Source organism: Candidatus Krumholzibacteriia bacterium (genome assembly GCA_035649275.1).
GTDB lineage: Bacteria > Krumholzibacteriota > Krumholzibacteriia.
The window spans coordinates 1-20,186 of the sequence record DASRJW010000068.1; the positions used below are offsets into that span (position 1 = coordinate 1).

General features: G+C 67.5%; 13 protein-coding genes. 10 read left to right on the forward strand and 3 right to left on the reverse strand.

What is annotated here, in order from left to right; all coding sequences use genetic code 11:
• Nucleotides 1-213: hypothetical protein (locus VFE28_06665; protein HZM15667.1), on the reverse strand; the 213-nt coding region annotated here is incomplete at its 3' end.
• Nucleotides 214-630: 417 nt separating this feature from the next.
• On the opposite strand from VFE28_06665, the gene VFE28_06670 reads away from it, so the two are divergent.
• The 4 genes from VFE28_06670 to VFE28_06685 all read left to right on the forward strand — a co-directional run bounded on the left by VFE28_06670 (nucleotide 631) and on the right by VFE28_06685 (nucleotide 6,398).
• On the forward strand, nucleotides 631-2,868 hold the full coding sequence (locus VFE28_06670; GenBank protein ID HZM15668.1) for a hypothetical protein: 2,238 nt from the start codon (nucleotides 631-633) through the stop codon (nucleotides 2,866-2,868).
• A 135-nt stretch (nucleotides 2,869-3,003) separates the two neighbouring features.
• Nucleotides 3,004-3,816 (forward strand): hypothetical protein, encoded by an 813-nt coding sequence (locus VFE28_06675; protein HZM15669.1) that lies wholly within the window; start codon nucleotides 3,004-3,006, stop codon nucleotides 3,814-3,816.
• Nucleotides 3,817-4,020: 204 nt separating this feature from the next.
• Nucleotides 4,021-4,782: an ATP-binding cassette domain-containing protein gene (locus VFE28_06680; GenBank protein HZM15670.1), complete on the forward strand. Its 762-nt coding sequence runs from the start codon at nucleotides 4,021-4,023 to the stop codon at nucleotides 4,780-4,782.
• A 50-nt stretch (nucleotides 4,783-4,832) separates the two neighbouring features.
• A complete protein-coding gene (locus tag VFE28_06685; protein HZM15671.1) occupies nucleotides 4,833-6,398 on the forward strand; it encodes a glycine betaine ABC transporter substrate-binding protein in 1,566 nt (521 codons plus the stop codon).
• 29 nt (nucleotides 6,399-6,427) lie between these two features.
• Here the strand turns inward: VFE28_06685 and VFE28_06690 are convergent, their stop codons facing one another.
• Nucleotides 6,428-7,084: a hypothetical protein gene (locus tag VFE28_06690; GenBank protein ID HZM15672.1), complete on the reverse strand. Its 657-nt coding sequence runs from the start codon at nucleotides 7,082-7,084 to the stop codon at nucleotides 6,428-6,430.
• Between the two features lie 157 nt (nucleotides 7,085-7,241).
• Here VFE28_06690 and VFE28_06695 point away from each other — a divergent pair, with 157 nt between their 5' ends.
• Nucleotides 7,242-7,715, forward strand: coding sequence for a transcriptional repressor (locus VFE28_06695; GenBank protein HZM15673.1), 474 nt, complete (start codon nucleotides 7,242-7,244; stop codon nucleotides 7,713-7,715).
• 13 nt (nucleotides 7,716-7,728) lie between these two features.
• The gene (gene dps / locus VFE28_06700) at nucleotides 7,729-8,217 is read left to right on the forward strand and encodes a DNA starvation/stationary phase protection protein Dps (GenBank protein ID HZM15674.1); all 489 of its coding nucleotides are present in this window, start codon (nucleotides 7,729-7,731) and stop codon (nucleotides 8,215-8,217) included.
• An 82-nt stretch (nucleotides 8,218-8,299) separates the two neighbouring features.
• Here dps and VFE28_06705 read toward each other — a convergent pair whose 3' ends face one another.
• Nucleotides 8,300-10,540 (reverse strand): DUF5916 domain-containing protein, encoded by a 2,241-nt coding sequence (locus VFE28_06705; GenBank protein ID HZM15675.1) that lies wholly within the window; start codon nucleotides 10,538-10,540, stop codon nucleotides 8,300-8,302.
• A 362-nt stretch (nucleotides 10,541-10,902) separates the two neighbouring features.
• On the opposite strand from VFE28_06705, the gene VFE28_06710 reads away from it, so the two are divergent.
• The 4 genes from VFE28_06710 to VFE28_06725 are packed head-to-tail and all read left to right on the forward strand — an operon-like array spanning nucleotide 10,903 to nucleotide 20,183.
• Nucleotides 10,903-12,216, forward strand: coding sequence for a 6-bladed beta-propeller (locus VFE28_06710; GenBank protein ID HZM15676.1), 1,314 nt, complete (start codon nucleotides 10,903-10,905; stop codon nucleotides 12,214-12,216).
• Nucleotides 12,217-12,219: 3 nt separating this feature from the next.
• Nucleotides 12,220-13,596 carry an efflux RND transporter periplasmic adaptor subunit gene (locus VFE28_06715; GenBank protein ID HZM15677.1) on the forward strand — a complete coding sequence of 459 codons (1,377 nt, stop codon included), beginning with the start codon at nucleotides 12,220-12,222 and terminating at the stop codon, nucleotides 13,594-13,596.
• A complete protein-coding gene (locus VFE28_06720) occupies nucleotides 13,597-16,812 on the forward strand; it encodes an efflux RND transporter permease subunit (GenBank protein HZM15678.1) in 3,216 nt (1,071 codons plus the stop codon). It begins immediately after the preceding gene.
• Entirely contained in the window at nucleotides 16,809-20,183 is a 3,375-nt protein-coding gene (locus tag VFE28_06725; GenBank protein HZM15679.1) for an efflux RND transporter permease subunit, read from the forward strand. The genes VFE28_06720 and VFE28_06725 overlap by 4 nt, the downstream gene beginning before the upstream one ends.
• The last annotated feature ends 3 nt before the right edge of the window (nucleotides 20,184-20,186 follow it).

Genomic DNA, 20,186 nt, shown 5'->3' on the forward strand with positions numbered 1-20,186 from the left:
GTCCGGCAGCGGCACGGTGATGATCACGGGATCCGTGCCGCCGGGGCCGATGGAGTCCTTGGAGCGCGGGTGGTCCACCATGATGAAGTCGAAGTGGTCCACGGTGCCGTCAGCATCCGTGCCGTTCCAGTAGAAGTGGACGCGCGAGGACGTGGCGGCGGTCGAGTCGGGCGGGCCGCTGGTGAGGAGCGTCTCCGGCGGCTCGTTGGTCACGAACTTCTCGATGCGTGCCGTCGACACCGCCGTAGAAGCGAGGAGGCTCGCGGCTACGAGGACAGCCGCAGTCCATCCCCCGCGTGGCGCAGACGGCAAGGGCCGACACTGCCGGCCGGGGCGAGGACTCGGGACTGACCCTGCGCGGGAAGTCATGTCGGGTTCCTCCCGACCTCCGCTCCGGGACGAGAGGTCCCGGAAAAGCTGGGTGGGGCGATTTCCGACCTTGGTTCGATGGCTTGTTACTCGGGTGAATCTTATGGAGCTACCTGGGGAGGCGCAAGTCGGCTACCGGGCTGCCTCGCCCCCAAGCACTGCTCTCGCCCCGAAACACTGCTATGGTTGTTCCGAACCAGAGCCAGCGGCTGCGACCCACGGGTTGCCAATGCCGCGACCTCGAGCCGGAGAACTCGCCCCATGAGCGACCGCGCGCGCACGCGCCAGCCGGCCGACAGGATGGCGCTCTACGCCACGCTTGCTGCCGCGGCGCTGCTCGCCGAGCAGGTGGGCAGCAAGGCGGCTCGCGACGCGCTTTACCTCTCCAACTTCCCCGTGACCACGTTGCCCTGGATGCTCATCGGCTCGGCGGTCTTCACCCTCGTCATGGTTGGACTGACCTCACGCGCGATGCTCACCCACGACCCCTCCTGGCTCGTGCCCCGAGCACTGCTCGGGAGCGCCATGCTCCTCCTCGGCGAGTGGGGCCTCGCGCACACCTTCCCCCGCCTGACGGCGGTGCTCGTTTACCTACACGTCGCCTCCCTGGGGGCGCTCCTGATCTCCGGCTTCTGGTCAGTGGTGAACGAGACCTTCGACCCGCGCTCGGCGAAACGACACATCGGCAGGATCACCGTCGCCGCGACCCTCGGCGGCTTGCTGGGCGGAGTGCTGGCGGAGCGCGTGGCGGTGATGCTGCCCATCATCTGGATCCTGCCGCTCCTGGCGGCGCTGCACTTCTACAGTGCTCTGACCCTGTTCCGCGTGCGCCCACCGGCTGCGGCGCTCGAGCGCGCCCGGGAAACGAGCCCCGAGCGGGCAGCAGCGCAGGGGCTGCAGACGCTGAAGAAGGCGCCGTACCTACGCAACCTCGCCCTCCTCGTCTTCGTGGCCACTGCCGCCGCAGCCCTGCTGGATTACGTCTTCAAGGCGCGCGCCGTGGCGAGCATCGACTCGGGAGCTGCCTTGCTGCGCTTCTTCGCCATCTTCCACACCGCCACCGGCGTCGGCACCTTCCTGGTGCAGGGTATCGCCAGCCGCATCCCCATGGAGCGCCTGAGTCTGGCGGCCCGCGTCAACGCTTATCCGCTCACCATCGGCGCTGGCGCCGCCGCGGCGCTGGCGTTTCCCGGCATCGCCGCCGCCGCCCTGGCGAGGGGGGCGCAACAGGTGCTGCAGAACTCCCTCTTCCGCTCGGGGTACGAGGTGCTCTTCACCCCGGTGGCGCCGCGAGACAAGCGGGCCACCAAGGCGATCGTCGACGTGGGTTGCGAGCGCGCCGGGGACGCGGTGGGCGGTGGTTGCGTACGGTTGCTGCTCGTCTTGCCGGCAGCCATGGTGGCGCCGGCGCTCTTGCTCCTCGCGGCGGTGCTGGCTCTGGTGGGCTATGCTGCCGCCAGCCGATTGCGGCGCGGCTACGTTCGCCAGCTCGAGCAGCGACTCTTGTCGGGCGTTTATCGCATCGATCTCCGCGAGCTCGAGGATCCCTTGAACCGCTCCATGGTCCTCCCCACGCTGGCCACCAAGGTTTTACCCCGCCTCGAAACGGGCGAGATTGCCGCGGCGGGCGCACGGGCCGCGGCGGAAAGCGGCGGGGATCACGGGCCCCGCACCGACGACGTCCTACTCCTCCGCATCGAGGAGCTGCGCTCCGGCGATCCGGCCCGCGTCGCCGCAGCGCTCGAGACCGGCCCCATCGGCCCCGAGCTCGCGCCCCACGTCGTGCCGCTCCTCGCCTGGGATGCGATCTATCCCTATGCGGCCCGGGCGCTCGGCCGTGCTCGCCCGCAGATCGAAGGCCTCCTGGTGGATCGCCTGCTGGACGCGAGCGAGGAGTTCGCCATCCGGCGCCGCATCCCCGCTCTCCTCGCCGAGAGCAGCTCGCGGGTGGTGATCGAAGGCCTCCTGCAAGGCCTCCTGGATCCGCGCTTCGAGGTGCGCTTCCGCAGCGGCCACGCCCTCGCCCGCATTCACGACCGCGATGCTTCCGTCCCCTTCGACCGGCACCGCGTCTTCGCCATCGCCTTGCGGGAGACGCGAGTGGACCGCAGCGTCTGGGAGAGCCAACGCCTCCTGGATGGACTCGAAGCGGGGGACGAGAACCCCATCGTGGACGAATACCTGCGCCAACGAGCCAACCGCAGCCTCGAGCACGTCTTCACCGTGCTGTCGCTCGCTCTCGACAAGAAGCCACTGCAGGTCGCCTTCAAGGGCTTGCACACCGACGATCCCATCCTGCGCGGCACCGCGCTGGAATACCTGGAGAGCGCTCTGCCCCAGGAACTGCGCGAGCACTTGTGGCCGTTCCTGGAAGACCGCCGTGGCCGCGCTCAATCCTCTCGAACGCGCGACGAGATCCTCGACTCCTTGATGAACTCCCACCAATCCATCGAGATCAATCTGGCCAACCTGCGCAAGAAGCTGTTGGAAGACGCCTGAACCTCGTGCAGGCCGCCGCCTCGTGCAGCCCGTCACCTCGTGCAGCCCGCCATCTCCCGCGGGCCCTCCACCTCCCGGCGGCACGGGGGTTGCCAGTTCCTCTGCGGCGGCGTGTGCCCAGACGGGAGAGAAGGTATGGTCCGCATTCCTCTGCTTGCCTTGCTGGGCCTCGTGCTGGCGAGTGCGGTCGCGAACGCCGGCCTCAGCACCTCGTTCCGCCGGACGGGGAAGGTGGCTTTGGAGGTCGCCGGAGCCGCCGGGGGCAATGCCCCGATCGCGTCGGGAACGCTGACGCTCTCCAGGCTACCGGCGTCGGCTACGGTGCTGAAGGCCACCCTCTATGCCAGCCAGGTGAACAACGGAGCGGGGCTTTCGGCGCGGTTCAGCGGCGTCGATCTGGGCCCGACGGGACCCGCGGCGAGCGACGCCGTCATCCAGGTCCTGTACTCCTACGAATGGGATGTGACGAGCCTCGTTCTCCCCGGCAAGCTCGGCTACACCTACTCTGTCTTTTCGGGCAGCGCCATCGCGGGTGTCGCTCTGGCCGTCGTCTGGGAGGACATCAACGAACCGACGCGCATCGTGGTGCTCGTGGATGGGATGCGTCAGGTGGGCGAGATCGGCGCGGAGACCGAATCCACCAGCATCGACGATCTCGGCCACGGAAACACGACCATCTCCATCTTCACCGTCCTCGACGACACCATCAACACCGGCGAAATCGTGGCGTACAACGGTGTCGGCATCGGCGGGCCCATCGACGACAACCTGGGCCTCCTCGCCAGCCTCCTCCAGCTGGAAGGCGAATCGGTCACCGGGACCAACACCGTCTCCATCGTCACCGGCACCGACCACATGGGCTGGATGATCGCCGGCGTCAGCGTCACCATGCCCTCCGTTCCCGTGAGCCCCACGACCTGGACAGCGGTGAAATCCTTGTTCCGCTGATTCCTCGGCGACCCGGGGAATCCACTGCGGCCAAGGACGGAAGCGAGCCATCGCCGCCGCGGCGATGTCCGCGTTCGCTTTCGCGCTCTGGACCACCGCCCCCGCCGAGTCCTTGCCTTCTCCCGCGCAGGCAGGCATGATACGCGCTTCTCCAGCGGGATCCAGCAAGCTCTTCCATGAACTCGTCCGACTTGGATCGTTCCGATGGCGAATGACGTCTCGTTCATGCTCGAAGCCGAACACGTGAGCAAGCGCTACCCCAACGGTGTCGAGGCTCTGGCTGGCGTGGAGCTGGCAGTCGCCCGCGGGGAAACGCTGGCGCTCGTCGGCGAGAGCGGCAGCGGCAAATCCACCCTGCTGCGCCTGTTCAATCGCCTCGAGGAACCCACCCGCGGCCGTGTCCGCTTCGGCGGACGCCCCCTGGAAGAGCAGGATCCCATCCAGCTGCGCCGGCAAATGGGCTACGTGCAGCAGGACGGCGGACTGCTGCCACACTGGAACGTGGGGCGCAACGTGGAGCTCGTGCCATGGCTTCTGGGCTGGGAGCGTGACCGCCGCTCGCGGCGCGCCGACGAGCTCTTGCGCCTGGTCGGACTCCCGCCCCAGGAGTACCGGCACCGCCATCCGGCCGAGCTGTCCGGTGGCCAGAGACAGCGGGTGGCCTTCGCGCGCGCCCTGGCGGCGGATCCCGAGGTGATCCTCCTGGATGAGCCGTTCGGTGCCCTCGATGTCCTCACCCGCATGGATCTGCAGGACGAGTTCGCCCGTCTCCAGCGCCAGCTGGGCAAGACGATCCTGCTCGTCACGCACGACTTGAGTGAAGCCATGAAGCTGGCCGATCGGATCAGCGTCATGCGTCAGGGTCGGATCCTGCAGACGGGCTCCATGCGCGCTCTCCTGGAGAGCCCGGCCGACGACTACGTGCGCCAGCTGCTGGGGCACCTGCGAGGGGCGCCCCGGCAATGATCGTCCGTCATGCCACCAAACACCACGGTGCCCTCGCGCCGGTGCTCGCGATGATCGCGTGCGTGGTCCTGGCTGCCCCCGGCGCCCGCTGCGAGGCGACGACCGGCGACGATCCCGCACCGACGGAAACGTCGGGGAGAATCCGGGTGGGATCGAAGAACTTTGCCGAGAGCCGTCTCCTGGCGGAGCTTTTCGCCCGTCTCCTGGAAGCGCGAACCAGCTTGATCGTCGAGCGCCGCCTAGGACTCGCCGGGACGCAGGTGTGCTTCGAAGCCCTGCGCACCGGTGCCATCGATGTGTACCCGGAATACACCGGGACTGGGCTCGTCACCTTGCTGGAGGAAGCGCCCGGCGGCAACGCGCAGTGGACCTGGAATCACGTGCGGACGCAATTCAGGCAGCGCTGGAATCTCTGGTGGATTGGGCCTCTGGGGTTCGAGAACTCTTTCGAGCTCGCCGTGCCCCGGGAGATCGCGGCGCAATACGGGTTGCACACGATCAGCGAACTCAGCCAGGTCTCACCGCGCTTGACCGCTGGCTTCGGTTACGAGTTCGCCGAACGGGACGACGGGTTGCCAGGTCTCGAGCGCGCTTATGGTCTGCGGTTCGCGGCCGTCCGGCGCATGCAACAAGCGCTCAAGTATCAGGCGGCAGGAGAACGGAGCATCGATTGCCTGGACGTCTACACCACCGACGGCCGGCTCGTCGTCCACGACCTCGTGGTGCTCCAGGATGATCGGGGATTCTTTCCGCCCTACGAGGCGGCGGCGCTGGTTCGAGGTGAGACGCTAAAGCTCCACCCGGAAGTCGGCGTCGTCCTGGGGCTCATGACGCAGGCTCTTTCGGCAGACTCCATGCGTCAGCTCAACCTGCGCCTCGAGACGGGTGGTGAGAGCCTCGACCAGGTCGCCCAAGGGGCGTTGGAAAGCATGGGGCTGGTCGAGAGCGGGGTGGTGCCCGCGGCCCCGGCGCACAAGCGCGGTCTCGGGCGCACTCTGTGGGAAGGCCGGCGCGAGCTCGGACATTATACGCTGCAACATCTCTATCTTTCTGGCGCCGGACTGCTCCTGGGCGTCATCGTCGCCGTGCCGCTCGGACTTCTCCTCGAGCGCCGCCGCCGCAGCGCCGAAACCTTCATTCGCTTCGTGGGCACGTCGCAGACCATTCCGTCGCTGGCACTGCTCGCCTTCATGGTGCCGTTCTTCGGCATCGGCGAGCTGCCCGCCATCGTGGCCTTGTGGCTCTACGCGCTGTTCCCGATCCTCCGCAACACCTACACCGGGTTGCGCGACGCCAGTCCCGAGACGGTGCAAGCGGCCATCGCGCTCGGGATGACACCGTCTCAGGTCTTGCGCTGGGTCCGTCTGCCCTTGGCGGCGCCAGTGATCATGGCTGGGGTGAGAACGGCTGCGGTCATCACCATCGGTACGGCGACCCTCGCTGCCTTCATCGGCGCCGGCGGTCTGGGAGAGCCCATCGTTTCTGGAGTGCAAAGCGTCGACTCCACCCTCATTCTCTCCGGCGCCATTCCCGCCGCCGCACTAGCGCTTGCCGTGGATGCGGTCCTGGGTCTCGTGGAACGCCAGCTCCGCCCTCGCGGCATTCGACTCGCATGACCGACGAGGCATCCGGCTCGCGCGGACCCTCAGCTTGACGGACTGCTCGGGCGGATCAGGAGCCCCGTCGTGGAGACACGAAGCTCGTAGGTCGCGGGCCGATCGGCGGGGACGAAGGAGGCGGAGCCGTACTCCGCATCGAGAAGGCGCGTGAGGCGGGCTTGGGCGCGCGCCAGGCGGAAGAGATCGATGCGCCGGCTCGGGGCGAGGCCGTGCACGGTGCGTTCCTTGGTGCGCTCGTCCTCCAGCTCGCGGTAGCGGCCGGTGACGCGATCCAGCTCGTAGTGCGTGTGCAGGCCGAACCATGAAGCCACCCATTTCCACTTGAGAATGTGGGCGTCCACGTAGAGTTCGTCACCCGCGAGCATGAAGGTCGGGCGGCGGCCGTCGGGAAGCTCGAAGCGCGCCTGGAACCGTTGCGAACCGAGAGGCTGGACCTGGATGCGCGCAGCGACTTCTTCGTGCGTGAGGGAGCGGTAGCCGCGGATCCCGGCGGACACCGCCCCGGACAAGGCGGCGACCAGGGAGAGGACGAGGGAGAGCACCGAGCAGGCGACGAAGCGCAGCAGCCGGCGGGAACGCACGGAGGCGAATCCCAACAGCATGCAGAGGAACGCCAGGACACCACCCGCCACCGCCGCGGCCGCGAGCGCGTCCGGGAGCCGCCCGTCCAACCACCCAGGCATCGAAGACCCCTTTGCGACAGTCGTTGAGTCAGGGGGAGCAAGAACCAATCCGTTCGCTCTCGCTCCACGGCCTCGGTCTCGCCCCGCGACGCCCCTGCCGGCCGCTTGACATTTAGTACCGGGTGGTATTAAGTTCCATCCGAAGGAGGTGGCGTTCGTGCCGCTTCGACGTGCCAAGATGCCGGTCCGCCGCCCGACCACGATGGAGGAGTTCGAGGCCCGTTGCCGGCGGCAAGGCCTGCCGGTGACCTCCCAGCGCCGGGCGGTGCTGCGGGCCCTCGCGGCGCGCGAGGACCACCCCACGGCAGACCAGCTCCACGAGGCTCTCCGGCGCGAGCACCCGGACCTCTCCCGCACCACGGTGTACCGGGTGCTGGAGACGCTCGTCCGCCTGGGGGTGGTGACCAAGGTCAGCCATCCCGGCGCCGCGGTCCATTACGATGCCTTCACCGGACGACATCACCATCTGGTGTGCGACGTCTGCGGCCGGCTGAGCGACCTCGTGCTCCCGGGATTCGACGCCTTGCCGTTGCCCGATACGCGGGCCCAGGACTTCGAGATCGCCGACTACTCGGTGCATTTCCACGGGCGCTGCCGGAGCTGCCGGCCCCGTACGTCTCGCAACGCATGAGGAGGAACCCAACATGGCGACGAAAGTAAGCAAGACGCGGCTGCAGCTGCCGGAGAACGTGCGCGGCGAGATCGTGGCGCTGCTCAACGCGCGTCTCGCCGACACGGTGGACTACGCCCTGCAGCTCAAGCAGGCGCACTGGAACGTCAAGGGGCGCGAGTTCGTCGCCCTGCACGAGATGTTCGACTCCATGGCGACGGAGTTACAGGAGCATGCGGATCTCATCGCCGAGCGCGCCGTCCAGCTCGGCGGTCAGGCCCACGGCACGCTGCAGTCGGCCGTGGCGCACACGACGCTGCCGGAGTACCCCCTGGAGGCCCGCGGCGCCGTGGAGCATCTGAGCGCGCTGGCCGAGCGCCTGGCGGTGCTCGCCACCGCGGTTCGCGCGGCCATCGACACCGCCGACGGCCGTGGCGACAAGGACACGGCGGACCTCTTCACCGAGGTCTCCCGCGGCTTGGACAAGCAGATGTGGTACCTGGAGGCGCACCTCGCCGACTGAGTCGCGGAGGATCAAAGCACCTCCGCCGAAGGTGGGAAGAGCGAAGACGGGAAGGTTGACTTCGCCGGAGAGTGGCTGTGACTCAGAGACGGAACAGGTACTGGAACTTGAGGAACAGCTGGCGCTCGGTCTGGGTGTAGACGGGACCACCTTGGCTGGCATCGCCGATCTCGGCGAGGGCATGGGTGGAGCCCACGAAAAACATGGTGAACGGGTTGATTCTGTAGGTGAGCAACGGTTCGATGGACCACTCGCGGTCGAAATCATCGTATTGGAGGACCAAGCGCAGGAAGAATTCCCGGGTGAACTGGAAATTGTTCCGCACCCGGACGATGTAGCCGTCGAAAATGGACGACCCGTCCGGATGGTCCAGGGTGGCGTACTCGAAGGTCGGCTCGATGACGAGACGTGTATGCGGCCGGAGCGTCCCCCAGGCCTCGAACCGCACGCCGTCGCCGAGCACCGGCGGCGTCTCGCCGCGGGCGACCATCTTGCCCCATTCCACCTCGGCGCCACCCTGCACGTACTCCTGGAAACGCGTCTCGGCTCCTACTTCCCAGCGCCGGATGCCGTAGAACTCCACCTCCCGGAAGCGCTCCTCGCTCCACAGGCGTGAGAGCCACACCTCCGTCTGCGCCTTGAACTGCACCACCACCTCGGGCCGCAGCCATTCGTCCTTGCGGGCGCCGGAGAAGTTCCACACCCGCGCCGCCATGACGCTCGGGAAGATCGAATCGAACCAGCGCGTGTCGGTGCGGAAGTTGAGCCCCGTCTCCACGGAAGCGCGGCGGTTGTCGTTCTGGGAGATGAAGCCGTTGTCGGCGCGGAAGGTCGGGCTCGTCTCCCGGTACTCCAGATCGAAGTTCCAGATCCGGCCGGAGCGCTCGATGCTGGTGTACCCTGCCCGCCCCCCGAAGCTCTCGCCGTCGTACTCGATGGTGTGGCGGCCGCCGTCGAAAGTCCCTTCGTTGCCTGCGGTCAGACTGGAATCCACGGGTTCCTCGGTGTAGCTCCCGAGCCACTGCGTCTCGAACTGATAGTTGCGCCAGAACCGCTGCAGCAGGTCGAAACCGAAGACGCCGTTCCAGCCGCCGTCGTCCCGGACGCGGTAGGTGCCGAGCGCCCCGGCGAAGGAGTTCTCCCCGTGGTCGAAGCGGTAGCGCCCCACGCTGGAGATGCTTTCACCCACGTCGGGGAGGACGACGCTCTTTTCCTCCAGCGGGATGATCGTCGGCGAGTGCACGTCGCGGGCGGCGAAGAAGCCGGCGTTGGCCTGCTCCAGCCTACCGGTGAACTTCGCCGCCACCGAGGGGTCGTTGATGGTGCGCGTGTACACGGCGTTGATGTAGGTCTCGTAGAGGTCGCTGCCTTCCTGGAAGAACGGCCGCTTCTCTGGGAAGAACAGGGCGAAGGTGGTGTTCACGTCGATCTGCCCGGCGTCGGATTCGACCTGGCTGAAATCCGGATTGAGCGTCAGGTCTCCCGTGCTGCTCGAGGTGAAGGAGTAGTGCACGCCGAGCTCCACGTCGGCCTCGGCGTCCCCCTCGACGAAGTCCGAGTTCGGGTCCGAAGTGTCCTCGAGGCTCCCCGCCTGTTTCGCCGTGAACCCCGGGAGGAGCTCCAGCTTGCCGCCCGGGCGCACCCCCTGGATGCCGGTGAGCGTGCCGAACTGGCACATGAAGCACGGATCGTCCCGATCGATGGCGGCCCAGCCGTACTGCCGGCGGCTGCCGCGGGGATGGGTGCGCCAGAGCTGCACGCGCCAGGTCTGCTCGAAGCGATCGGGGAAACGCAGGCTCTGCAGCGGGATCTTCATCTCCACCTGATAGCCCTTGTCGGTGATGCTGGCCTCGGCTTCGAAGACGACATCGAAGGACAGGTCTTCGTCGCCACCGGACAGCATGCGTAGATCCCCTTGCACCCCCAGCGGGTTGGCGAAGATCTCGTAAGCCCAGGCAGCGTTGCCGTAGGTGTCCAGGATGAGACCGATGTAGTCGTCCTGCCAGATCTGGTCGCGGTCGCGCAACGAGGCGCGGATGCTGCGCGGGTCGTCCTCGGCGTCGAAGCCGACATAGAGGTGGGTCTCGTCGTAAGTGATCCAAACGCGCGTCGCCACCGCCGGCTCGGTCTGGTCGCCCGGATTGGTCTCGGCGAAGTTGTCCGCCATGGCGGCGTCCTGCCAGCCCGAGTCACCGAGCTTGCCGTCGATGCGGATCTCTCCGCCCCGGGGCCGGAGCGCCAGGCTGGGTTTGAGGTTGGGTGTGAACGCCGCCTGGGCGGAACCTGGGAGGACGAGCAGCAGCCCGGTCCAAAGCAGCTTCACACTTCCTCCGGGCGCGGCTCATACCCTTGGCGTCCCACGGCTTCCCGCCACGGCGAGACTTGGAGCGGTAGGTTACCGGTTCTTCGCTTCCGCGTGGCAGCAAGACGAACCTGCGGGAGCCCCTGAATGCGGTACAATCCAGCCGACCCTGTCTCAGATGTAAGAGGGGAAGGCCCGGGGCATACAGGCGCAAGGCGCTGCAACCGTTCCGGTTCCATCGGCGTAGATGGACGGGGAATCCCCGCACCACGCCGACCGCCCCAAGAAGCGCCCCACACGGACCAGCGGTAGAGCCGCCAGGGTCCCGGCGACCCAGGAGTCGAGGATCTCCGGAAACGCCGATTTCGCAGAGGAGAGCATCCATGTTGCCCGCACGGAACCTACGTCGACTCGGCACTGTGCCGCGCCTTTCCACCTTCCTCGCCCTCGCCGCCGGCATCGCCCTCCTGGCGGCAGCAGTCGTTCCGGCCGGGGCTGGAAGCTGGAAGGGACAGGAAACCCAGAAGGACGGCGCTCTCTACGTCACCAATCCGGCCACCGGCATGGAAGCCCCGGCCACGGTGGATCTCAAGGAACTATGGCGAGTGGGCGGCGAGAGCGAGAACGAGGAGGAGTTCTTCGGCGTCATCGTGCGCGTCACCACGGACCCGAAGGGCAACATTTACGTCCTCGACAACCAGCTCTCGGAGGTCAAGGTCTACGACCCGAGCGGCAAGTTCCTGAAGAAGATTGGGCGCGAGGGCGAAGGCCCGGGGGAGTTCCGGAGGCCCGGCGACATGTTCTTCCTGCCCGACGGCAACCTCGGCGTGATGCAAACGGTGCCCGGAAAGATCGTGATGCTGAAGCCGACCGGCGAGCCCGCCGGCGATTTCCCTCTCCCCGCGCCGGAAGGGGGCGGCTTCCAAGTGCTCCGCGGTGGGCGCCTCGCCGGCAAGCAGCTCGTCCTGGCGCGGCAGCTGCAGACCATTGACCAGGCCGCGGGCAAGATGTCGCAGACCGTGTCCCTCGATCGCGTCGACCTCAAGGGCAAGGTGGGCGGCAGCTACGCGAAGCTCGACCGCACCTTGCAGTTCGCCAATCTCGTCATCGACGAGAAGACATTCGGCACCTGGGAACAGGGCGGGCGGTGGGATACGGGCGCCGACGGCCGCGTTTACGTGGCCTTGGGCGACAACTACGAGATCACCGTTTTCAACGCCGACGGCAGCAAGGACCGCATCATCCAGAGAGCTTGCGAACGCTACCAGCGCACCGCCGAGGAGGCCGCCGAGATCAAGGGCATCTACGAAGCCTTCACCCGAGGGGCTCCCAATGCGAAGGTCGAAGTCAACAACTACGACGCGGACGTCGGCGCGCTCTACTCACGCGACGACGGGAGCTTGTGGGTGCTGAGCAGCCATGGCATGCGCAAGCAGCCCAAGGGCACGGTCGGCGTCTTCGACGTCTTCGACAGCAAGGGCCGCTTCGTCCGTCAAGTGACGCTGCGCGGCCAGGGGGATCCGCACAAGGACGGGTACTTCTTCGTCGGCGACCGGCTCTACGTGGTCACCGGTTTCCTGGATGCCCTCGTGGCCTCGATCGGCGGTGGCGAGAAGCAGGAAGAGGATCCGAGCACCTCGCCGATGGAGCTCATCTGCTACCGCGTCGAAGCGCCGATGGTCGCGAAAGGCAACTAGAACATGCGCCGGTCACTTTTCTGCCTCCTCGCACTCGTTCTCCTCTTGGGCGGCTGCAAGCGCAGCCCGGGCGCCGGCGGCGCCGCCGGTGACTCCACCTCCGTCCAAGCTGCGGCAAAGGACGAGGAGAAAGGCAACAAGGAGGGTGCCGGCAAGGAGGAAGCCGACAAGGAGCACGCCGCGAAGGGCGAAAGCGAGAAGGCGAGCGGCGAGTCCGAGGGCAAAGAAGGCGAGGAAGGAGACGGCAAGCGCACGGTGCGCGAGCAGGTGGCCACGGTGAACGCGGCGCGCGTCACCCGCGGCGACCTCGTGGTGCCGGTGCTGGCGGAAGGGGCGCTCCGCGCCCGGCGCAGCACGCTGGTGCGCGTCGAGGTCAGGGGCTGCATCGTGCGCCTCCTAGCCGAGGAAGGCCAGGCGGTGCGCAAGGGCCAAGTGCTCGTCGAGATCGACGGCCGGGAGTACCGCATCGCCATGGAAGAAGCGCGAGCGCGCTATCTGAAAGCGCTCGGCGTCATCGCGGTGGAGGAGGATTCCGTCCTCGGCTCCACCGACCCGGGGGTGCTGGATAGCAAGGTCGCCGGCCTCGACGAGCTGGAGAAGGCCGGCAAGATCAGCCGCGAGGAGCGCCGGGCCCGGGAGCTCGAGCTCGGCGTCCAGGCGCTACGCCACGGCGGCTATCGGCGCGAGCTGGTGGAAGCGCGGAGCGGCCTCTCCCTGGCCCGTGCCGACGAGGAGCGTGCCCGGCTCAACCTGGAGCGCACCGTCATCCGCGCGCCGTTCGATGGCGTGGTCTCCGAGCTGCGTCTCGCCGTCGGCCAGCTCCTCAGTCTGGGCGATCCGGTGTGCACGCTGGTGGACAACGTCGCCCTCGAGGCCGAGCTCGGGGTGCTGGAGTCCGACGTCGGCGGCCTGCAGCTCGGCCGGCCGGCGCTGCTCGTGGTCCCGGCGCTGGACGAGACGCTGCGCGTCAAGGTGGACGTCATCAACCCGAGCATCGAGCCGCAGAGCCGCACCTGCCGAGTCCTGCTGCGGGTGCGGAACACCGACGGGCGCCTGCAGCCCGGCATGTTCGTGCGCGCCGCCATCGCCGGCAAGATCTACCCCGACAAGCTCATGGTCCCCAACGAGGCCATCCTCACCCGGGACGGACGCCCGCTGGTCTTCAAGATCGAAGGCGACCAGGCCAAGTGGGTGTACGTGCAGCTGGGTCTGCGCAACGATCGCTTCGCCGAGGTGGAAAGCGTCCTGCAGGGAGGGCCGCTCGACGAGGGTACGCTGGTCGTCGTCTCCGACCATCTGACGCTCTCCCACGATGCGAAGGTCAAGGTGCGGCGCGTCGTGGACATGACGGTGGCCTGGAGCGCGAGCGCGGAGGAGTAGATGCTCCGCCAGGCGATCCAGCGTCCCGTCGCGGTGCTGATGCTGTTCGCTGCCCTGTCGCTCGTGGGCGTCATCGGCTATCTGAAGCTGCCCGTCGATCTCCTGCCCTCCATCACCTACCCGCGCCTCACCGTCATCACCAGTTACGAGGACATCCCGGCGGAAGACCTGGAGCGCCTGGTCACGCAGCCGCTGGAAGAGATCATCACCGGCCTGCCCAAGGTGCGGAGCGTGGTTTCCCGCACCCGCGAGGGCGTCTCCACCATCATGGTGGAGTACGAATGGGGCACGCAGATGGACTTCGCCAACCTGCACCTGCGCGAGGCCATCGACCGCGTCGCCTTCCGCGAAGATTTCCCGGAAGCCGCGGAGCGCCCCTTGATCTTGCGCTGGGACCCCACCTCGCGGCCGGTGTCGGTGCTCACCGTGGAAGGCGAGCGCCGCATCGAGGCTCTCACCGATTTCGCCCGCGAGGTGCTCAAGCCCGCCCTGGAGCAGGTGGACGGCATCAGCCAAGCCGAGGTCGTGGGGGGCGCCGACCGCGAGATCGTGGTGCAGCCGGATCCGGAGAAGCTGGCGATCTACGGCATCACCATGAACGACATCCGGCAGGCGCTGGCACGCAGCAACATCGACTTCCCCGGCGGCAAGATCCGCCAGGGACCTCTCCATCTCAGCTTGCGCATCGCCGGCGAGTTCGAGTCCCTCGATGAGATCGCGGCCACGGACATCGTGCGTCCCGGTCGCGCCGCGGTGCGCATCGGCGACGTCGCCCGCGTTCTGGACACGGTGAAAGAGGCGGAAGGAACGACGCTCCTCGGCAACGAGCCGGTGGTCTCGGTGCTCCTCTATAAGGAGCCGGAGGCCAACACCATCCAGGTGACCGAGAAGGTGGACGAAGCGCTGGCCATCGTCCAGAAGGACTACCACGACTTCCGTTACAACTATGTCTATCGCGACGCCGACTACGTGCGCGCCTCCTTCCAGGGCTTGTTCTCCTCGCTCCTCGTCGGCGCCCTCCTCGCCTTCCTCATGCTCTATTGTTTCCTCAACGACATCCTGAGCCCGCTCACCGTCGGACTTTCCATCCCCATTTCCGTCCTCGTCGCCTTCGGCCTTCTCTATTTCGGCGACGTCAAGCTCAACCTCATGAGCCTGGGCGGCTTGTCCCTCGCCTCCGGCATCCTGGTGGACAACTCCATCATCGTGCTCGAGAACATCACCCGGCACCTCCCCGGGCGCGCGAGCCCCCCTCCAGGCAGCGACGCCGCCGCCACTCTCGAGTACAGCCGCTTGGTGGCGGCGGCCTGCGAGAAGGGCGGCCGCGAGATGATCCTCCCCGTGCTCGGCACCACGCTCACCACCGTCGCGGTGTACTTCCCGGTGGTCTACGTGCCCGGGATCGCCGGCGCGCTCTTCCGCGACCAAGCGCTCACGGTCACCTACTCTCTCCTCATCTCCATCGCCACCGCGCTGCTCTTGCAGCCCGTTCTCTCGGCCCGGGCGCTACGCTGGCAGGTGCCCATGCCGCGCTTTTTCTCCCGGCCCCTGGACCGCGGCCTGGACACCATGCACCGCCGCTACTACACCGCTCTCGAGCGGACGCTGCGACGGCCCGGTCGCATGCTGGCACTCCTCGCCGTGGGCTTGGTGCTCTGCAGCCTCTTCGCCATGCGCCTCGAGCGGCGCTTCATGCCCGCGCGGTCCTCCGGCGATCTCCGGCTCGACCTCGAGCTACCCGCCGGCACGCCGCTCGAGGAGACCACGGCGACTGCGGCGCGCATCGCCTCTACCCTGGAAGGTGATGCGGCGGTGCGCAGCGTCTTCACCCAGGTCGGGCGCACCGAGCGGACGCTCGCGGCAAGCCAGGACTACACCGCGCCGCACACGGCGCGCATGCGCATCGTGCTGGTGCAAGGCCGCGACGCGCCGCGCAATGGCCAGCGCATCGAGCGCCAGCTCGGCGAGCGCCTGCGCGCCATGCCAGGCATCGGCTTCGCCTTCCGCGAGGAAGGCGTCGGCCTCGGCGAGATCCTCGCCGTCGGCGAGGCGCCGTTCACCCTCGGTGTCATGGCCGAGGATCCGCACACTGCCGTGGCGGTGGCGGAGCGGTTGGTACCGCCCCTCGAGGGCGTGCAGGGCTTGTCCAACTTGCAGGTGGACCGCGTCATCGGCACCCCCAACTTGATCGTCCGGCTCGACCGCGAAGAGATCCTGCGCAGCGGCTTGGATCCCAACGCCCTGGCGCAGGAGCTGCGCTACCGCATCGGGGGCGCCGAGGCCACCACCTTCAACGAGGTGGAGCAGCGTATCGATATCGCCGTGCGCTTCTCGGAGGACGAGCGTCGCGATCTCACTGCCGCCCTCTCCACCCCCATCCGTCTCGCTGGCGGCCAGACCGTGCCGTTGCACAACTTCCTGACGCTGCACGAGGAGCGCCCGGTGCGCGAGCTCGTGCGCCGCAACCAGCGCCGCATGGTGACCATCAGCGGCGACGTGCACGGCCGCTCGCCGGGCCAGGTGTGGACCGACGCCATCGCCATCGCCAAGAAGCTCGACGTCCCGGGCGACGTCACCTACGCTTCCGGCGGCGAGCGTGAGGCCATGCGCTCCAGCTTCCGCAGCCTGGGCTGGGCGCTCCTCCTCTCCATCGTTCTCGTCTACATGATCCTGGCGGCGCAGTTCGAGTCGTTCCTCGACCCGCTCCTCATCTCTGCCGTCATCCCCATCGGCCTCGCCGGTTCGGCGCTCGCCATCGGCCTCACGGGCAGCTCGATCAACGTGATGAGCATGATCGGGCTCATGGTCCTGGTGGGGATCGCGGTGGACAACGCCATCGTCCAGGTGGACACCTACCGGCGCCTGCGCGACGAAGGCCACAGCCAGTGGGATGCGGTGCTCGAAGGCAGCCGCCTGCGCCTGCGCCCGATTCTCATGACCAGCGTCTCCACCGTGCTCGGTCTGCTCCCCATGTCCATCGGCTTGGGGAGCGGCGACCAGATGCAGCGTTCCATGGCGATCACCATCGTCGGCGGGCTCTCCATCGCCACCCTCCTCACCCTCTTCTACACCCCGATCTTGTACGTGTCGGCGCACCGCATCCGTCCCGAGGCTGCTGTCGCCGACGCTCGTGCCGCTGCCGGCTTGGCCGTCCCGTTCGAGCCCGGCGCCGGCGAGATACGGCCCGCCAGCGTCCAGAAGGAGGAGCGGTCATGACCGGCTTCTTCCTCCGCCACCCGGTGACCACCTGGATGCTCTTCTCCAGCTTCGTGGTGCTCGGCATCTACGCTCTGCCGCGCCTGCAGGTGGAGGCGATTCCCGAGGTCAAGCTGCCGTCTCTCGTGATCACCAGCAACTGGAACGGCGCCTCGCCGCAGGCGGTGCAGCGCTCCCTCACCCTGCCGATCGAGGAAGCCGTGCGCAGCGTGCACGGGGTGGAATCAGTGCGCTCCACCAGCCGCGCCGCCAGCTCCCAGGTGGAGGTGGAATTCCGCCGCGAGGTGGACATCGATTTCGCCCGGCTGGAGCTGAACGAGCACCTGGGTTCGGTGCGCCGCAACCTGCCCCTCGGGGCCACCCAGCCCATGGTGGTGGCGCACGTCCCGGAGGAGTTCCAGACCGAGAACTTCTTCACCTTCAGCCTCGAATCCACTCTCGACCCGAACGAGCTGCGCGACCAGGCCGAGACCTGGATCGTGCCGCGCCTGCTCGGGGTGGACGGGGTGGCCGATGCGCGCGTGCAAGGCGGCGCGCGCCCCTTGCTCAAGATCCTGCTCGACCGCCAGAAGCTCGATCTCTACGGCCTGGGCGCCGACGAGGTCTTCACCGCCGTCGGCCGTCTCGACGACCTCTTCGCCGCCGGCATCGTCCGCCAAGAGGGGTTGGAGAAGATCGTCTCGCTGCGCGACCCCGTCGACGTGCAGGCGCTCCGCGACGCGCCGGTGGCACAGCGCGGCGACCGCACCTTCCGCTTGGGGATGGTGGGGGAAGTGCGCCAGACCCACGAGGACCCGGTCTATTTCGTCCGCGCCAACGGGCGGAACGTGGTGCAGGTGGTGGTGGACAAGCGCAGCAACGCCAACTCCGTCGGCGTCAGCCGCAACCTCCGCGCGGCCCTGCCGCAACTCGAGAAAGAAGTTCCCTTCGCCGCCAACTTCCACATCGATACCGACCAGGGCAAGGATCTGGAGCAGAAGCTCTACGAGCTCCTGGTGCGCTCGCTCGTCATCGTCCTCGTCCTCTTCATCCTCCTCGCCTTGTCGCTGCGCGAGGTGCGTCTCACCGCCATCGTCACGGGATCCATCTTCTTCGCCGTGGTGATCTCGCTCAGCATGTTCTATTTCATGCGCATTTCGGTGAACTTCATCACCATCAGCGGGCTCACCATCTGCTTCGGGGAGCTGCTCGACAACAGCATCTTGGTCTTGGACGGCATCCACCGGCGCCTGGACGCGTTGCAGAAGGCCGAAAGAGAGAACCTGTCGCGCCGCGCCAAGCTCAGCATCGTGGTGCAGACCATCCTCGAGGGTACACGGGAAGTGCAGTTCCCGATCTACGCCACGACGCTTTCCACCCTGGCCGCCTTCGCTTCCTTCATCTTCCTGAGCGGCCGCCTGGCGCTCTACTACACGCCCCTCGCCATCGCCATCGGCGTCTCCATGATGGGCTCGCTCTTCGTGGCCTTCTGCTGGACCCCGGTGGTGCTGCACGGCGCCTGGGCGAAACCCCTGGTGCGCCGCACCGCCGACGGAGCCAACGACGTCGCCGATGCCCGCATCCTGCACGCCTACGTGGAGGATCGCCACGACCTCGAGCAGCGCCAGGGAATCCTGGAGCGCCTCTTCGATTGGACCCAGCGCCTGTGGTGGCTGATCGTGCCGGCGACGCTGGCGGTCCTCGTCTGGGGCACCTACTTCGTCTACCGCGACAAGGTGCTGAAGGGGGGCTTCTGGCATTTCCCCGACCAGGAGGAGCTCTTCCTCTACCTGGAATTGCCGGCGGGCACCGATATCAGGCTGGCCACGGAGACGCTGAAGCTGTTCGAGGATTCCATCTCTCCGGTGGAAGAGGGCGTGCGGATGAACTCGACCACCTTCGACTACCGCGGCTTCATCCGCGTCGAGTTCGACAAGAAGCTCCTTTCCACGGTGACGCCGTCCTTCTACCGAGATGTCTGGGTGGACCTCGCCGACCGTACCGGCGGTGTTTCCATCTTCATCCGCGGCTTCGCCGATCAGCCCTATTTCAAGGGCCCCTTCGCCGGCTCGTCGCTCAACTCGCTGGTCAAGATCACGGGATACAACTCGAAGCAACTCAACACCATCGCCGAGACCACGCTGCACAACATCCAGCGGCAGCGGCGCGTGCGCAACGCCCGCATCACCAGCGGCCTGCAGTGGGGCGACCGGACGACGCAGAACGAGACGGTGATCACTCTGCAGCGGGAGCGCCTGGCCGAGTACGGGCTCACCGTGGCCGACGTGCTCGGCCAGGTGCGGCGCCTGCTCGGCGTCGACTTCCCCTGGACGATGCAGATCGATGGCGAGCAGGAGCAGGTGCAGCTCGCTTTCGACGATTCCGAGACCATCCAGTACGCCGAGGTGGCGTCGAAGCTGCTCGTCACCCGCGAGGGCCAGCGCGTGCGCCTCGGGGACCTCGTGCGTCTCGAGGAACGCCCCATCCCGGCTTCGGTGATCCGGGAGAATCAGCGCTACAGCGTCTTCGTGAACTGGGAGTACGTCGGCACCGACAAGATGCGGCAGGCCTACATCAAGCGCGTCCTGGACAGCATGGACCTACCGTACGGCTACAGCGCCGAGGAGGCCCGGGACGAGTTCATCAGCGAGGAGGAGAACGAGGAGCTCAATCTGGCCGCCGGCCTCGCCGTGGGTTTCATCGGCCTGCTGCTCGCGGCGATGTACGAGAGCTTCACGCTGCCGCTCCTGGTGCTGTTCTCGCTGCCCATGAGCCTAGTGGGAGTGTTCATCGCTTTCTGGATGACCGGTGACGCCTTCGATTCGTCGGCGCGCATCGGCCTCGTGCTCCTCTTCGCGGTGGCGGTGAAGAACGCCATCCTGCTGGCGAGCCGCTTCCGCCAGGAATCGAGCCTGGTGCTGAAGGCGAAGCTGGGGGGCGACCCGGAAGCGGAGTCGTCGCTCTTCCCCGGCTTGCGGCGCTCCCTCGGCGGCGTCGACCTCTACCGTTTGGACGCGAAGGAGCGCCCGGCCCTGCTCCGTCGCGCCGTGGCGCGGGCGACGCGCATCCGTTTCTCTTCCATCCTGCTCACCAGCGCCACCACCGTGATCGGCCTGGCGCCGCTGCTCATCCCCATGCCGGGATGGCTGGTGAATCTCCTCGGCGGCAAGATGACCGAGGGCAAGGACATCTGGGAGAATCTGGCGCTCACCTCCATCGGCGGCCTCGCCTCGAGCACGGTGCTCCTCGTCATCGCTCTGCCCGCCACCTATTACATGTCCGTTCGCATCGCCTGGCTCGCCCGCCGTCTGTGGGAAGCGCAGCGCGCCCGCGCCGCCGGTCGGGCGGGGCGGAAAGGTGGAACGGGAAGCCTCGCCGGGTCGCCTTCCTGAGCG

What these genes read in the sequence shown, in the direction of transcription:
- VFE28_06715 (HZM15677.1), top strand. Translation starts at nt 12,220, where the DNA reads ATGCGCCGGTCACTTTTCTGCCTCCTCGCACTCGTTCTCCTCTTGGGC.
- VFE28_06725 (HZM15679.1), top strand. Translation starts at nt 16,809, where the DNA reads ATGACCGGCTTCTTCCTCCGCCACCCGGTGACCACCTGGATGCTCTTC.
- VFE28_06670 (HZM15668.1), top strand. Translation starts at nt 631, where the DNA reads ATGAGCGACCGCGCGCGCACGCGCCAGCCGGCCGACAGGATGGCGCTC.
- VFE28_06720 (HZM15678.1), top strand. Translation starts at nt 13,597, where the DNA reads ATGCTCCGCCAGGCGATCCAGCGTCCCGTCGCGGTGCTGATGCTGTTC.
- VFE28_06680 (HZM15670.1), top strand. Translation starts at nt 4,021, where the DNA reads ATGGCGAATGACGTCTCGTTCATGCTCGAAGCCGAACACGTGAGCAAG.
- VFE28_06690 (HZM15672.1), bottom strand. Translation starts at nt 7,084, where the DNA reads ATGCCTGGGTGGTTGGACGGGCGGCTCCCGGACGCGCTCGCGGCCGCG.
- VFE28_06675 (HZM15669.1), top strand. Translation starts at nt 3,004, where the DNA reads ATGGTCCGCATTCCTCTGCTTGCCTTGCTGGGCCTCGTGCTGGCGAGT.
- dps (HZM15674.1), top strand. Translation starts at nt 7,729, where the DNA reads ATGGCGACGAAAGTAAGCAAGACGCGGCTGCAGCTGCCGGAGAACGTG.
- VFE28_06685 (HZM15671.1), top strand. Translation starts at nt 4,833, where the DNA reads ATGATCGCGTGCGTGGTCCTGGCTGCCCCCGGCGCCCGCTGCGAGGCG.
- VFE28_06710 (HZM15676.1), top strand. Translation starts at nt 10,903, where the DNA reads ATGTTGCCCGCACGGAACCTACGTCGACTCGGCACTGTGCCGCGCCTT.